At 72.5% G+C, this 15,453-nt stretch carries 7 protein-coding genes; 3 read left to right on the top strand and 4 right to left on the bottom strand.

The window, feature by feature from the left end; genetic code table 11:
• Window positions 1-228 precede the first annotated feature (228 nt).
• Window positions 229-546, top strand: a complete 318-nt coding sequence (locus ABZ621_RS32320; RefSeq protein WP_360610009.1) for a hypothetical protein — start codon at window positions 229-231, stop codon at window positions 544-546.
• A complete protein-coding gene (locus ABZ621_RS32315; RefSeq protein WP_360610008.1) occupies window positions 543-2,126 on the top strand; it encodes a transporter in 1,584 nt (527 codons plus the stop codon). The genes ABZ621_RS32320 and ABZ621_RS32315 overlap by 4 nt, the downstream gene beginning before the upstream one ends.
• Window positions 2,127-2,301: 175 nt before the next feature.
• Here the strand turns inward: ABZ621_RS32315 and ABZ621_RS32310 are convergent, their stop codons facing one another.
• From ABZ621_RS32310 to ABZ621_RS32295, 4 genes are all read right to left on the bottom strand, one after another.
• Window positions 2,302-5,661, bottom strand: coding sequence for an AAA family ATPase (locus tag ABZ621_RS32310; RefSeq protein ID WP_360610007.1), 3,360 nt, complete (start codon window positions 5,659-5,661; stop codon window positions 2,302-2,304).
• Window positions 5,662-5,756: 95 nt separating this feature from the next.
• On the bottom strand, window positions 5,757-8,699 hold the full coding sequence (locus tag ABZ621_RS32305) for a hypothetical protein (protein ID WP_360610006.1): 2,943 nt from the start codon (window positions 8,697-8,699) through the stop codon (window positions 5,757-5,759).
• Entirely contained in the window at window positions 8,699-11,272 is a 2,574-nt protein-coding gene (locus ABZ621_RS32300) for a S8 family serine peptidase (protein ID WP_360610005.1), read from the bottom strand. Before ABZ621_RS32300 ends, ABZ621_RS32305 begins: the two co-directional genes overlap by 1 nt.
• Before the next feature lie 575 nt (window positions 11,273-11,847).
• Window positions 11,848-12,984, bottom strand: a complete 1,137-nt coding sequence (locus ABZ621_RS32295; protein ID WP_360610004.1) for a tyrosine-type recombinase/integrase — start codon at window positions 12,982-12,984, stop codon at window positions 11,848-11,850.
• Window positions 12,985-13,435: 451 nt separating this feature from the next.
• Here ABZ621_RS32295 and ABZ621_RS32290 point away from each other — a divergent pair, with 451 nt between their 5' ends.
• Window positions 13,436-15,448 carry a phage tail sheath subtilisin-like domain-containing protein gene (locus ABZ621_RS32290; protein WP_360610003.1) on the top strand — a complete coding sequence of 671 codons (2,013 nt, stop codon included), beginning with the start codon at window positions 13,436-13,438 and terminating at the stop codon, window positions 15,446-15,448.
• Window positions 15,449-15,453: the final 5 nt, after the last annotated feature.

The following is a 15,453-nucleotide window of genomic DNA, read 5'->3' as shown; positions in this document are numbered from 1 at the left end:
GAAAGCCATCAGCGATGTGTCTTCACACAAACCGAATGATCCCCGATGGGACGACACACACGATCGGCGCGGTCCACGAGGCCCGGCCCCGATCCGAATGGACTCGGCACCCGCGGGCCCCGCATGCTGCGGCGGCCGACGTGCGCGATGTGCCCGCGCACCGACCCTCCCGACCCCCTTGGAGCCACGTTGACGCTTCCCGGCCGGCCACGCCCAGTTCCACCGTTCATGCCCACGTCGGCACCCCGCACCGTCGGCACCCCCGCCACAGACGTCGCCACCGCCGAATCCGACGCCGCGGGCCTGCTCGCGGCGATCATGCGGACCGGCGGCCGGTGGGCGGGCCGGGCCGGAGCCGGCTTCGCCCTGCTCTCGGTGGCGGCCTCCGCCGCGCCGGAAGGTCTCGCCGACCCCGTGGCGGGACACCTCTCCCTCGCGCTGCTCCTGCTCTGCCCCCAGGTACTCGTGATCGCCTGGGCGTTGACGGGGCACGGGCACGAGTCGAACCGCGTCGACGTCGCCCTGGGCGCCCGGGGGCTGTCGTGAGAGCGGCGGCCTTCGACGCGCCGGAGTCGTTCTTCACCGTGTTCACGGTGTTCCTGAGCCTGTGCGGCTGCCTGTGGGTGGTCAGCGGCGCGGGCGACGACGACGCCGCGATGTTCCCCTCGCGGTCGTCCGAGGAACCGGCCTGGCGCAGCGGCCTCGTCATCAGCGGCGCCGCCCTGTCCGCCGTGACCCTGATGGCCCTCATCGGGCTCGTCGCGCTGACCGGTTACGACGGGATGATGCTCTCGCTCGGGGTCGTCATGGGCCTCGTGCTGCTGGCCCTGCTGTTCGCGGACCCCCTGCGCAGGGTGGGCGGGTACACGGTGGGCGACGCGCTCGCCCACCGCTTTCCCGAGCGCTCGGTCCGCCTGGCCATGGGTCTGGTGACGTTGGGCGTCTGCCTCCCCTACGTGGTGCTGCAACTGACCGCGATCGGGTCGCTGTCGGCCTTCGTCCTGGGGCTGACCAGCAGCGGGGCGAAGACGGCGTGCATCCTCGTGATCGGCTGTGCCGTCGTCTCCCTCGCCATGAGCGGCGGGGTTCGCGGCACCGGCCGTGTCCAGCTCGTCAAGGTGCTGGTCCTGCTCGTGGTGATGGCGGGCGCGGCCTTCCTCGTCCTCGACCGCTTCGACTGGAGTCCCGACCGGCTGCTGGGCGCGGCGGTGACGGGGAGCGGCGTGGGCACCTCCTACCTGGGGCCGGGTGTCCAGTACGGCAGCGGACCGATGGCGGCGGCGAACCGCTTCGGTCAGCTCATCACCGTGGCGCTGGCGGTGTGCTGCCTGCCGCACGTCACGATGCGGGTCCTCGGCTCGCCGGGCGGCAGGGCGACGCGCGCGGCCATGCGCTGGGCGGTCGGGCAGCTGATCGCGATCTCGGCCCTGCTCCTCGTCGTCGGCCTCGGCGCGGCCGCGGTCCTCGGCGGACCGGCGCTCAGAGGCGCCGACCCGACGGGCAGCATCGCCCTCCTCCTGGTCACCCAGGAGCTCAGTCCCGGCGGCATCCTCGTGTCGGCCGTCTTCAGTGCGGTGTTCCTCACCGCCCTGACCACCGTCGCCGACGTCACGCTCGCCGCCGCGGCCTCGGTCGCCCGCGACCTGCTGCCACGCCGCCCACGGCCGGGCACCGAGAGCGTCCCCCGTCAGGACCGCCGTGCCCGCTGGGCGGCGGCCGTGGTGGGCGCGGCCACCGTCGGTCTGTCCGTGCCCGCCGCCGCCTGGAACCTGCTCGTGCTCTCCACGCTGGCCATGACGCTCGCCGCCTCCGCCCTCGCCCCCGTCCTGGTGTACACCTTCCTCTGGCGCGGGTTCACCCGGCAGGGCCTGCTGTGGTGCGTCTACGGCACGAGCGTTCTCACCCTCGCACTGGTGGCCGTCTCACCCCTGTTCTCCGGCTCCCCCTCGGCCGCCTTCCCCGACCTGGATCTCCAGGGGACGGCCCTGGTCAGCCCCGGGCTGCTCACCGTTCCCGCCGGCTTCGCGCTCGGCTGGCTCGGTAGCGTCCGCGACCGCGGGTCGGACGCTCCCGCGCGGTACGCGGACCTGGCCGCCGCCATGGCCTCCGAAGACCGGGCGGCATGACCTCGCCGATCCGCTGCGCGGCGGGTCGGCGACGCCGGCCGTGGGCGACGGAACCGTTCCCCTGGGCCCGCTGCCGCGCGATCTGCAGGACCTCGGCGTCAGGCGCGAGTGCTGCTGGGGCCTCGCCTGCACCACGGTTCTCAGGGGTGGGGGCGAGCGGACCCGGCGGCCCGCCTCACCACCGCCTACCGCGGGCGAGTTCGATACGACGGATCCCGGCCGGGTACGGCAGCCCGGCTGCCAGCTCCTCGGCCGCGGCGAAGAGCTCCGCCGACTCGGCGGAGCGGCCCGACGCACCGACGGCAGCGGCGTGGACGGTGCGGGCCGCGGCCTCCGTCAGCCGCTCGCCCGCCTCGGTGGCCCGCTCGATCTCGGCCCGCGCCAGCTCGGCGGCCCGCTCGGCGCGCCCTGCGGCAAGGTGCGCCCACGCGGCGATGTGGACGGCACCGGACCCGGTCACCTGGTCCAGCAGCGCCAGAGCCGCCTCGGGGTCGCCCTGCCTGATCCGCCATTCGGCCTGCGCGGTCAACACCTCGTGCTGGGCCTGGCGGTCGGTGTGCACCACCGCCCAGCGCAGCGCGGTCTCCAGCAGCTCGGCCGGGTCACCTGCGGCCGTACGCATCCTGACCCGGGCCCCTGCGAGCAGCGCGTACGGCGTCGACCAGTCGGGCTCGGTCCGCGACGCCTCCACCGCGGCGGCGGCCTGGGCCGAGGCCTGCTCGCACTCCTCCAGCAGGAGATACAGCTCGGCCAGGTTGGCCTGCTCGAAGGCGACGGTCGCCGGATCGCCCGCACGCTGGGCGACGGCCAGGGCCCGGTGCCCGGTCTCGACGGCCTCCCGCAGCCGGCCCGCGCGGCGTGACTGCTCGCGCTGGACGGACAGGACGGACCCGAGCAGTCTGGGTTCGCCGAACGCCTCGGCGTGCGGCAGCGCCGCGTCGGCGACCGGCCCGGCCTCGGTGAACCGGCCGTCCAGGGCCAGTGCGGCCGCCTGAAGCATCAGCGCCCGTCCCCACAGGCCGCGCCGCTCGGGACCGACGACCCGTTCGGCGGAGGCGCCGGCCAGCCGGGCCGCTTCCACGGCCTGCGCGTAGCGGCCGACGGTGAGACAGACCGCGGCCCGGCCGGAGTGATGGACCGCGGTCGCCCGAGCGGAGGTGGCGGGACCGGGTGGCTGGGCGTCGAGCAGGGCCAGGCCCTCCTCGGCGGCGCGCACCCTGGCCAGCACGTCGGCGAGCCGGCCCGTGGCCAGCACGAGCCCGTCCGCGTCGCCGCGTCGCCGCAGGTCCTCCACCGCCCCGCGCAGCAGACGGACGGCGTCTTCGTAGCGGCCCATCCGCTGGAGCACGGCGCTGTGGTCGATGCGGGCCCAGGCGGCCTCGGCGGTCAGCGAGTCGAGCAGGCCGGTCAGCTCGGCGTAGTAGTGATCCGCGGTGTCGTTGGCGCACAGGGCGGCGGCCCGCTCCGCGGCCTGGCGCAGATAGCCGGTGGCGCGCGGGTCGTCGGCGCGGGCGAGGTGCGCGGCAAGGGTGTCGACCGCGTCGGGGCTGCGGCGCCGGACCACGTCGGCGTACGCGGAGTGCAGGAGGCGACGGCGGGCCGCGGAGAGCTGCTCGTAGCAGGTGAGCCGGATCAGCGGGTGGCGGAAGGCCAGTCCCGGGACCGGGCGGCCGTCGACGACCACCGCACGTTCGGTGAGCACGGAGGCCGCGACGGCGGCGTCGGCGCCCGCGGTGGCGTTCGCGGCGGGTATCCGTGGGTGCATACCGTTAGCCGCGACGTCCAGCACCTCCGGCAGCGCGGCGTTGCCGCCTGCGACGGCGACCGCCTCCACCACCCGGCGGGCCTCGGGGTCGAGCCGGGCCAGTCTCCCCGCGACGAGCTGGCGTACGCCCTGCGGAGCGTGGACCTCCTCGGGTTCCCCGGCGTGCTCCCCCCATTCCCGCGCGAGCTCCAGGGCGAACAGGGGGTTGCCGAGCGACAGCTCCCAGACCCGCTCCGGGGCCGCGGTCCCCTCGGGCAGACCCAGAGCATGAGCGGCGAGCGCCAGGCAGTCGTCGCGGCCGAGTCGCTCCAGCCGCAGTCGCCGGGAGAGTCCGGCCCGTTCCAGGAGGTCGAGTGCGGCCTGCCGCGGATCGGTCTCGGCCAGTTCACCCGTCCGGCAGGTGACGGCGAAGCGCCAGCGGAGGCCGGCGGCGGACGCCCGCCGGGCCAGATGGCTGAGCAGCTGGAAGGAGCCGGTGTCGGCCGCGTGCAGATCGTCGAGCACGACGAGGACCGGCGCCGCCGCTCCGAGGTCGCGCAGCAGTCCCGCCGCCGCGCCGAACAGCCGCTCGCGCTCCTCCTCCGGGCTGCGCGCGGCGTCGATGCCGGTGCGGCCGAGTGACGGCAGCAGCGCGGTCAGCTCCGGGTACTCCACGCCCACACGGGCCCGGTCGGCCGCCGACCGGGCGACGAGCCAGCCGTCGAACGCCTCCACGAAGGCGCCGTACGGGGTGCGCCCCTCCGCCTCGTGTCCGGCTCCCCACAGCACGAGGGCGCCCTCCGACGCGGCCCGCCGTGCCGCTTCCGTCACCAGCCGCGTCTTGCCGAGGCCGGCCTCGCCGGCGAGCAGCTGGACCGGGGGCGCGTCCTCGGCCAGCAGTTCGGCGAGCGCCCGGTCCCGGCCGTGCAGCGGAACGGGCGCCGGGACCCGCAGCGGAGCGGGCAGGGTGAAACCCGGCCCCGTCGCGGTCAGGCCGCTGCCCGGTGCGCCGAGGGCCAGCAGATGCAGTCGCTCGGTGGCCGGGCCGGGGCGGATGCCCAGCTCCGCGTCGAGGATCTCGCGGCAGCGGTGGAACTGCCGGACCGCCAGTCGGGGCAGGCCCTGCCGGAGATAGGCGTCGATCAGGAGCTGGTGGGCGCGCTCGTCCGCGGCGTTGTCGTCGAGGACGGCCCGGGCGGCCGCGACCGCCTCCTCGGTGAGCCCGTCGGCCAGCAGCGCGGCGGCGTGGGCGAGGCGCAACCGGTCCCGCAGCTCGGCGGCCCTCTCGCGGCGGGCCCGGGCCCACGGCGCGTAGCGGTCCTCGGGGAGCAGTTCCCCGGGGAAGGCCGTCAGGGCGTCGGCGAGCCGGTGGACGCCGCCGGCCTCCAGGGCCGCGACGGCCAGGTGCTCCGCCTCGTCGGCGTCGATCCGGACGGTGGCCGGTTCGAGCCTCAGCAGCTCGCCGTCGGTGGTGAGGTAGGAGGAGACGGTGCGAGGGGCGAGCTCGGGTTCCAGGGCACGGCGGGCGGCGTGCAGGGCGACCCGCAGGCTCCCGAGGGCGGCCGCGCGGTCGGCCTCGGGCCAGCAGGTCTCCATCACCAGCTGACGGTGCAGCTGGTGGTCGGGAGCGACCGCGAGCAGCTTCACCAGGGTGCGGGCGCCGGGCCGCGGCCAGCGTTCGGCCGGGGCGGGACCGCTGTCCCGCGTGGCCCTGAATCCGCCGAAGAGGTGCAGCCGGAGCAGGGGGGCAGCGGTGGAGCGGTGCTGTCGGTCCGCGTTTTCCCTGTTCATGAGGGCAGCAACTGTAATCCGTCCGGTGCAGTGCGCCCGGCGGGTCCCGTGTGCTGTGTCGCACACGGGACCCGCCGGTCAGCAGGTGGTCGGGCTCACGGGCTGTCGATGGTGAGCGTGGTCAGCTGGCGGATCGCGGTGTACGGACGGACGTACTCGTCCCCGGCGAGGGCGTAGGTGCGGTCGGTGCCGTCCTCGTCGAAGTTGAGCGAGACCACCTCGTCGACGCCGTCTCCGTCCAGGTCACCGGTGAAGAGCTCCTGGGCCCCGAGGATGATCTTGCTGACGGTGGGAAACGGGTAGTCCGTCCCGGCGGTGAGCACCGACGGTTCGTGGACTTCGACGGTCTGTACCCCGCCGGAGACCAGCAGGGTCTGTCCGTTCGGGCCCGCGGCTATCGCCCCGCTGCGGGTGTCGGCGTACATGTACAGCCTGTGGTCCTGGCCGTTCGCCGCGTACGTCCGGTAACCGGCGTTGCCGACCATGACCAGGCCTTGCGGGCCGGCGAACCAGTTCCACAGCGTCCTGGCGCCGCCGGCCAGGGCCTCGTGCAGGAGCTCCCCCGTACGGCCGTCGCGGATCTGGGTCGTGATGGTGAACTGGCCGTTGTACACCGGATCGTCGGAGACCTGGCGCGTCACGTACGTGTACACCACCGCGTGCCCGTCGGCGTACGGGATGCCCGCCGACGCGAAGGTACCGGCGCGCAGCGGGACTCCGTAGACCTTGCCGTCCGTTCCCGCACCGGGCTGCGGCGTGAACGACCAGGCGACCGAGCCGTCCCTGCCGTTCAGGGCCACGCCGCCCGCCGGAGTGACGTTCGGGATGCCGGTCCCGCGGGTCTGGAACTGGGCGTAGACCCGGCCGTCGCCGGTCGAGACGTCGGCGAAGACGGCGTCGCCCACGCTCGCGGGGGCGGCGTACTCCCACAGCGGCTTGCCGTCGCCCTGGTACGCCCGGACCTTGTCGGTGGCCACCACGATCGCGGCCTTGCCGTCACCGTCGAGGTCGGCGGCGGCGACGTTGCGCACGAACCGGCCGCCGCCGTCGATGACGGTGAGGACCTTGCCGGTCCGGGCGTCCACGACCGCGGTCGCGGTGTCCGCGGCGACGACGAGTTCGTCGCGGCCGTCGCCCGTCACGTCGGCCTTGACGACCTGGTGGACCTGGCCGGGCAGGACGGCGGTCCACAGCCGCTTCGGCTTTCCCGCGACCAGTGACGGGCCGTCGAAGGCGAAGAGCCCGTCGGACTGGCCGCCGACGACCAGGTCCTGCTTCCCGTCGCCGCTGATGTCCGTCGAGGCGGCGGTGAAGAGCATGCCCTGGAGCGGCAGCAGGCCCTCCTGCTTGCCGCTGCCCATGTTGTAGACGCGTACGTTCTGATTGTTGTCGACCGTACGCAGGTGCCAGCCGTTGTCCTGGTGGTACGGCTGCGCCGCGAACTGCGAGGCGACCGGGCCGCGTTGTTCCCACTTGATGGCACCGTTGTTCCCGGCCAGTACGGCGAGGCGCGCCTGGCGGGCGGCTTTGCGGTTCTCCGCGGTGGTGCTGCCCCTGTCGTCCAGGTAGGAGGCGACGACCTTCCCGTCCACCGTCCTCAGGCCCCACGCCCCGCCGCTGTCACCGATCGAGCCGGGGTCTCGCTTGATCGTGCGGGACCACAGCGGCGTGGCGTCGTCGCCGTTCAGGGCGCGCACGGTGTTGGCGTTCAGAAGCAGGCCGCCGCTGTCGAGCGTGGACTCGCTGACGATGTACTCGGGCTCGGCGTCGCCCTGGACGTCACCGGTCGTCATGGCCAGCGGAAGCGCGTTGACCCGGGTGTCGAGGGAGGTACGGGTTCCGTCGGCCGGCGCGTAGGAGACGATCTCGTACTTCACGCCGTCGTTCGGATCGGACTGCTCCAGGGCGACCAGCCGGTCCCGGGCGGCGTCGAGGTACAGCCCGCGGGAGTACAGGCGGTTGGTCACCGCCCACTTGACGCTGCCGTCCGCGGTGTCGAGGACGAGGGTGTGTCCGCTCGGCGTCCTGTCGGGGCTGTACGCGCGGCTCTGGTTCCAGGAGGCGGCCAGCAGGCCCTTCCCGAGCGGCTCCAGACTGCTCCACGCGACGCCGGTGTAGGCGCCCGCGTCATGGGTCCAGGTCTCGCTGGGGACGAGCTTGCCGTCGCTCTTCGCGAAGCGGATGCCGTTCAGCGTCGTGCGGGAGCCGGCCTTCGAGTTGAGGTTGTAGAAGGCCGAATCGGCGACGATCAGCGTCCTGTCGACGATCTTGATCTGGAACGCGCCCGCGTACAGCTTGGACCAGAGCGTCCTGCCCGTGGCGCCGTCCAGGACCGTGACGAAGGTCCCGGTGGGCAGGGGGGAACCGGGCGACGTGAACGGGCGGTAGGGGTTGTCGCCGACCTTGGCGGTGAAGACCACGTCGGCCACGCCGTCGCCGGTCAGGTCGCCCGTGTCGTAGCCCTGGTCGGAGCTCGCGCTGAAGGGGCTGACCGCGTTGAAGCCCATGACGATGCGGGCCGGGTAGGGCTCGGCCTGGTACGGCCGGATCGGGGTGACCTGCCAGTCCGTGTACAGCGAGGTGGTGTCGCGCATCCACAGCTGCCTGCCGTCGGCGGTGCGGCGCTGCACGGTGCCCAGAGAGTGAAGGGTGAAGAAGTCGCCGTCGGTGCCGGCCACGGGAACGGTGGCGGCCATGCCCTGGACGCCCTCCATCGCCGACCGCTGGGTCAGCTTCCCCAAGGAGGCGCCGGTGCCGGTGGCGTCCAAGGACGACTGGCCGTCCGTGGCGGTGGTGTCGGTGGACCCGGACGGCACGGAGGTGTCCGCTCGGGCCGTGGTGTCCAGGGGGTCGTCACTAACGCCGTCGCCGTAGACGTCGATCCGGGCGTGCCGGGCCAGCGCCTCGCTCTGGGCGGCGGTGAGGGTGAGCAGGCCGCTGTCGTCGGCGCCCAGGGCCGGCGGGGCGACGCTCAGCGTCAGGCCGGCCGCCACGAGGACGGAGGCGAGGCGGAGGCCTCGGTGGCTGATGGTGCTCATCACGCGCCCTTCCGGGAGAAGCGGATCGCGGTGGCGTCACTCAGGACGCCCGCGTCGAAGGAGTACGGGAGGGCGTCGGTGCCGGCCTGGTTCTCGATGCCGACGGTCGCCGAGGCGCCCCGCTGCAGGGCGTTGGCGCCGATGCCGCGGTACTGCAGGGTGACGGCGCCGGTGGCCTCGTCGAAGACGGCCTCGAAGGAGATCCGGACCGAGGTGTCGGCGGCGAACGCCGCGTTGTTCCAGACGATGGCGAACTTCCGGGAACCCGGGCCGCCGGTGGTGGCGGTCTGGACGCTGGACTTCTTGTCCAGGACCAGGTCGTCCCAGAAGGCGGCGAGGACGCCGTTGGGCTGGGCGGCGGTGGGCAGTGCGGTGTTGGCGTAGTCGCCGAGGCGCGGCTGGAGGAAGCCGACGAGTCCGTTGGTGGTGACCGAGGCGCTGGTGTACTCGACACCGTAGAACGTCACCGGGAAGGGCAGCGTCACGCTGGTCGCGTCCTCGTCGCCGGTGAGGCCGGTCCTGGTGGTGCCCGCGATCCAGGAGGAGGCGACCGGGGCGCAGCTGTAGGTGCCGGCGGTGTCGGTGCGGTGGGGCAGCCGCACGGGGGCGGACTCGTCACCGTCGACGGTCAGGGCGCCGGTCCAGACGCCGTTGCACAGCACCGGAGCGGCGGGAGTGGCCTTGAGGGAGAAGGAGCCCTCGGCGACGTCCGGAAGGGTGAAGCGGCCGGTGGCGTCGGTGGTGGCGACGGGTACGGGGGTGCCCGGGAGCTGCACGGTGGCGCCCTTGAGCGGATTGCCCGTGACGTCGACGACGGTGCCGGTGACGGCGTGGTGCGGGACGGCGGTCAGGCCGAAGTCCTTGGTGGCGTCTGCGCCAGCGGTGACCTGGTAGCCGGTCGCGGCATCGGCGTATCCGTAACCGCTGAGGGTGAAGGAGTAGCTGCCTGCGGGCAGGGTCAGCCGGTAGCCGCCGTCGGCGGTGGTGGTGACGCTCCGGGTGGCGGTGTCGCCGGTGGCCTTGACGACCATGCCGCCGAGCGGGGCTCCGGTGACCTGGTCGGTCACGTGGCCGCTGATGACGGCGGCGGTGTGCGGGGCCGCGTCCACGGCACCGAGGATGTCGAGCTTGCCCTCGCCCCAGACGTTGTTCATCCCGGCGGTGCCGCCGCAGTGGGTGTCGTCCACGTCGCGGGCTGCGCCGTTCAGCAACGCGCGGGTGGCATCGATGTCACCGACCAGCGACGGTGCCTCGGACCACAGCAGTGCCACGGCGCCCGCGACGTGCGGCGTGGCCATCGACGTACCGTTGATCGCCTTGTAGGTGGAGCCGGGCCAGGTGGAGCGGATGTTGACGCCCGGGGCGGAGATGTTCGGCTTCGCCGAGCCGTCGACCAGGGACGGGCCGAAACCGGAGAAGGAGGCGATCTTCCCGCTGGAGTCGTAGGCGCCGACGCCGTAGGAAGGGGCCTGCGCGCCCGGCGCGTGGGACGTGGAGCAGGTCACGCCGTCGCCGTCGTTGCCGGCCGCGAAGGCCTCGAAGATGCCGGCGGAGTTCCACGCCTCGACGATGTCCTGGTAGAAGGTGGTGTCGCCGCCGCCCCAGGAGTTGTTGACGATGTCCGGCGCCAGGTCCGGGCGCGGGTTCTGCCCGTTGCGGTCGGTCGGGGCGAGGATCCACTGTCCGGCGGCGAGCAGCGAGGAGTCGGAGCAGGACGAGGACTCGCAGCCCTTGGCGGCGATCCACTTCGCACCGGGCGCGACGCCGATGCCGCCCTTGCCGACCATGGTGCCCATGGTGTGGGTGCCGTGACCGTTGTTGTCGCAGGGGGCGCCGTTCGACGAGGCGCACTGGCCGGTGGGGTCGTACCAGTTGTAGTCGTTGCCGAAGGTGCCGCCGCCGAGGTTGCCCCGGTAGCTGTCGACCAGTGCCGGGTGGTTGAACTGGACGCCCGAGTCGATGTTGGCGATGACGACGCCCTCGCCCCGGGTGCCGTACTGGGACCAGACCTGGTCGGCCTTGATGTCCGCGACGCCCCACTCGGGGGTGCTGTCGCCGGTGGCGAGGGAGTCGGTGCCGGTGGCGGCGCCGTCCGTCTCGGAGGCGGCCTCCACCTCGTCCAGTGCGTAGTGGCGTTCGGGCACGATGGCGGCCACGTCGTCACGGGCCGCCAGTTCCTCGACCAGCGACTCGTCATCGGTGGTGACGAGCAGCGCGTTGGCGATCCAGAAGGGCCGGTAGCCGATCTTCTGCTGGTCCAGGAAGGTGCGGAGCGGCCTCTGGCTGCGGCCGGCCTCGGCCCGCAGGGCGTCGAACGCGGCCTTGGTCTTCTCCGCGTGGCCGCGCTTGCCGCGGGCGGCGGAGAGGTCGGCATGCCGCTTGAGCACGACGAAGAAGGCCGATTCCCTGCCGGCGGCGACGGAGTCGAGGACTGCCGAGTCGACCTTGGCCCGGGCGGCGTCCGCGCCGGCGGGAGGCTGAGCGGCGACGGGTACCGCGCTTGCCAGCACAGCGGCGAGCGCGGCCGTCGCCCACAGGGCGCGTCTGCGGCCGGGCGTACGGGGCACGTACATGGGACGGCTCCTTGGTGAGCGAGTGAGGGGAGTGATCCCGGCGCGCCTCGGGGCCGGTGCGCAGAGGGGGGATCAGGCAGAACGCACGTTAGACCAGGTGTCATTACTGGCCCGTTACAGCACATCCGGCCGGCCGGTACGAGGTCGGAACCACCGCAGGACCCCGCGAGCACCGCCGACCCGGTGGCGAACAAGCCCCGGCAGCGACGGCCGGCGTCCCGGCGCCCCTTCGAAGGGGCGGAAGCTCACCCCACGCCCCGCGTCGTCGAGCGGGCCTTCGGCCGACGCCTGCAGATCCGCCACCTCGCCCGCGACGACGAAACCCGCCACACCACCCGGAAGCTGACCCGCCTTGCGGTGATCGACCTGACGAGTCAGGGGCGGCGGTGGGTACGCCGGGAGGGACGTGGTCCCACGTCTGGGCTCCAGCCTCGCCCTTGGGGCTCGCCGACAATCCGACTGGGTCGGGGCGGAACACCGTTGCCGTTCCGAACCATCGTTCCCGCTGGAGAGAAGGATGCCGTGCTCGTACTACCAGCTGACCAAGAACCTGCTGTTCCTCAGCGGTGGAGGAATCAGGCGGCTTCCCAAAGGCCGGCTTCCAGGATCCGGGCGGCCTTGGTGATGCTGCCCGGCATCAGATGTCGGTAGGTCCGGTACGTCTCTTCGATGGACTTGTGACCCATCCACTCCGCCACATCGGTGATCGGGATGCCGTTCCCGAGTGCGTTCGAGGCGAAGTAGTGCCGGAAGCCGTACATCCCGACCCCTTCCTCCGGCGGAAGATCCTTGAAGAGTTTCCTCACCCGGCGCCGCTCCATGCCTTCGGTGAAGTAGCCGCCCGGACCCCGCAGCAGATAGCCGTCCTTCGTGGTGCCGTGCTTCTCCGCATGCCGCTCGATCGCCTCCCGCACCGACCGCGGCAGAGGCACCTCCCGGAACTCCCCCGCCTTGCGGTGCTTCAGTTTCGCCGGCCTCAGCGTGTTGGAATGGATCTGTTCCCTCACCCGGTACACGTCCTTGGCCACGACGTTGTTGACGTTCACCGCCCGCGCCTCGCCATTGCGCAGACCGCACCCCGCCATCATGACGATCTCCAGAGCAAGGTCCTCATCGGCCACGGTCAGCGCCTTCGTCACGTAGCCGAGGGACGGAATGGCGACCTTTCCCCGCACGTATTCCGGTTCCTGGACTCCCTTCACCGGATCATCGACCATGGCCCCCTTGGCATAGGCGTCCCGCAGGATGGTCTTCAGGATCCGGAATATGTTCACCTGATTCCCTCGGCCGACTCCGTCGCTCTCCATCTCGTCCAGGAACCGCTCCACCACCATCGGCGTGACCGCATTCAGCTTCCGCGCTCCCAGACGGGGGACGATGTGCACGTTGATCGAGCTGTCGACGTGCTCCCCCGTGGAGTAGTCCGTCATCCTGCGCTGCCGGGGCCGCCACTGCTTCGCGTACTCCTCGACCGTCAGCTGCCCCAGCTCACGCCGGGCCGCCGCCACCGACGGCGCCGTGGTCTTCTTCTCCGCGTAGAGCTGCGTGAGGCGTTCGATTGCGTCGTCCTGCGTGGCATATCCGGACTCCTCGCGCTGCTTTCCGAGCGCGTCGCGGAAGCGGATCGAGTACGGGTGGGGGCAGCGGGTGGGCTTCGCGCAGTCGCAGTCCTTGAAGAAGGAGCCCATGCCGCGGGCGAGCTGTCGGGCCATGTCACGCACCATCCGTTCCGGCCCAAGATCCTGCTCAGGCGCCGCACTGTCGGTCACAGGCCAGCAAGCACGGACACCATGCAGACGCATGCTGACCGTTTGCTGACCTGAGGGGGGCACATGATGCCCCTGACCTGCGGCGACGCCAAATAGTCAGATCTTGGACTTGGACAGAGTGCGCAGCACTTCGGACTCCTCCAGGACGGCTCCCTGCCTGCTGGAACATCGCTCCGGTCCCTGCCGGACGCCGTGCCGCCGACCGGTCGGCAGGTCGTCACCTGATCGACGGAGCCGGTCGGCACACAGAGCGCCGTGGTCCGATTTGTCTGTATATGGTGCTCGCAGATCACGATCAGAGTCCTGCCGGGCCGACGTCCGGCGGACCCACGTCCCTGCATCCTCCCCGCGGACACCGGGCCGGGCGCATACCGGACGGAGAGAAGGTGCTGGCATGCCGGTGAACGTCACCTACCCAGGCGTCTACATCGACGAGGTCAAGAGTTCCGTCAGGACGATCACGGGCGTTCCGACCTCGGTCGCCGCGTTCGTCGGTCACGCCCCCCGCGGTCCGGTGGACCGGCCGGTGCACATCACCGGCTGGGCCGACTACGAGGCCAACTTCGGTGGTCTCCAGGCGAACTGCCCGATGAGCTACGCGGTGTACCAGTTCTACCTGAACGGCGGGAGCGAGGCCGAGATCGTCAGGGTGGTGAAGACGGACGAGGAGCTCGTCCACCTGCCTCTGGCGACGCCCCCGCCCGCGCGGCGGCCCGCCCGGACGCCGTCCCCGCCCGCGGAGGACGACGAGGCGGCGGAAGCCTCCCCCGGCACAGGGGACGACGCAGCCTCCGGCGAGCAGAGCCGAGGGCGGAGCGGGGCGGGCGGCTCGGGCGGCTCGGGCAGTTCAGGCGGCTCCGGCGGCTCGGGCGGTTCAGCCGGCTCGGGCGGTTCGGGCGGCTCCGGCGGTTCAGGCGGCTCCGGCGGTTCAGCCGGCTCCGGCGGTTCGGGCGGCTCCGGCGGTTCAGCCGGCTCCGGCAGTTCAGGCGGCTCCGGCGGCTCGGGGAGGCATGGCTCCGATCGTCAGGGCGGGGACACCGCCCGGACGCCGGGCCTCGTCGCCGCCTCGCCGGGGCGGTGGGCGCGGAACCTGCGCGCCCGTGTCGACCACGACACCTCCGAGTTCGAACCCTCCGCCCTGGAGGACCGCCCCAACCCGCCGCACGAGCTGTTCAACCTGACGGTGCGCGACATGGCGACCGGCGCCGAGGAGCGGTACCTCAACGTCAGTATCAAGCCGGGCAGCCCGCGCCACCTCGCCCAGCTCCTGGAGTCGTCCCAGCTCGTCCGCCTCGCACCCGGCGCCACCCTCGACACGGTGCCACCGGAGAACTCCGTCCCGGAGGACGGATCCGACCCCTTCGCGGCCAAGACGCCGGACGGGCCGACGGGGAAGGCACCGTTCTACTACGCGCCGGCCGACGCCGGCGCGAGCGGTGCCGCCGAGGACACGCTTCCGGCCCCAACGGACTACGTGGGCAAGCCGGCGGAGAAGACCGGCCTGTACCAGCTGCTGAAGACGGACATCTTCAACATCCTCTGCCTGCCGGACGCCCACTCTCTCGACGAGCGCCAGGGCGGCGCGACCAAGTCACTGCGGGCCGAGGCGCTGCAACTGTGCGTGCAACGACGGGCCGTCCTCCTGGTCGACCCGCCCCCGACGTGGACGAGCCCGACCCCACCGAGCGGCGCTTCCAACGCCGGTGTCGTGGCCGCCGTCCTCGAACACGCCGCGGACGTCGAAGCGGGCGTCGACGGCAAGAACGCCGCTGTCTACTATCCCCGTGTCCTCGCGCCCGACCCGCTGCTCGGCGGCGCGGTCCGGGCCTTCCCGCCCTGCGGGGTGATGGCCGGCGTCCTGGCCCGCACCGACGTCCAGCGCGGCGTGTGGAAGGCCCCGGCCGGTACGGACGCCTCGCTGACCGGTGTCAGCGATCTCGAAGTGCCGCTGACCGACCTGGAGATGGGGCGGCTCAACCCGGTCGGCATCAACTGCCTGCGACGGCTGCCGGCGGCCGGCCCGGTCGCCTGGGGAGCCCGCACCCTGCGCGGCTCCGACCGGCTCGCCGACGAGTGGAAGTACCTGCCGGTCCGCCGCCTGGCCCTCTTCATCGAGGAAAGCCTGTTCCGGGGCACGCAGTGGGTGGTGTTCGAGCCGAACGACGAACCGCTGTGGGCGTCCGTCCGGCTCAACGTCGGCGCCTTCATGAACTCGCTGTTCCGCGCCGGCGCGTTCCAGGGCCGGACTCCCCAGGAGGCCTACCTGGTCAAGTGCGACAAGGACACCAACCCACAGAACGACATCGATCGCGGAATCGTGAACATCCACGTGGGCTTCGCCCCTCTGAAGCCCGCCGAGTTCGTGATCGTCCACATCCAGCAACTCGCCGGTCAGATCCAGGTCTAGGAGGA

It is taken from the genome of Streptomyces sp. NPDC007863 (assembly GCF_040633895.1).
In the GTDB taxonomy this organism is placed as follows: Bacteria; Actinomycetota; Actinomycetes; order Streptomycetales; family Streptomycetaceae; genus Streptomyces.
Note: the sequence above shows the minus strand (reverse complement) of the source record. Positions and strands in the feature narration are given on the sequence as shown.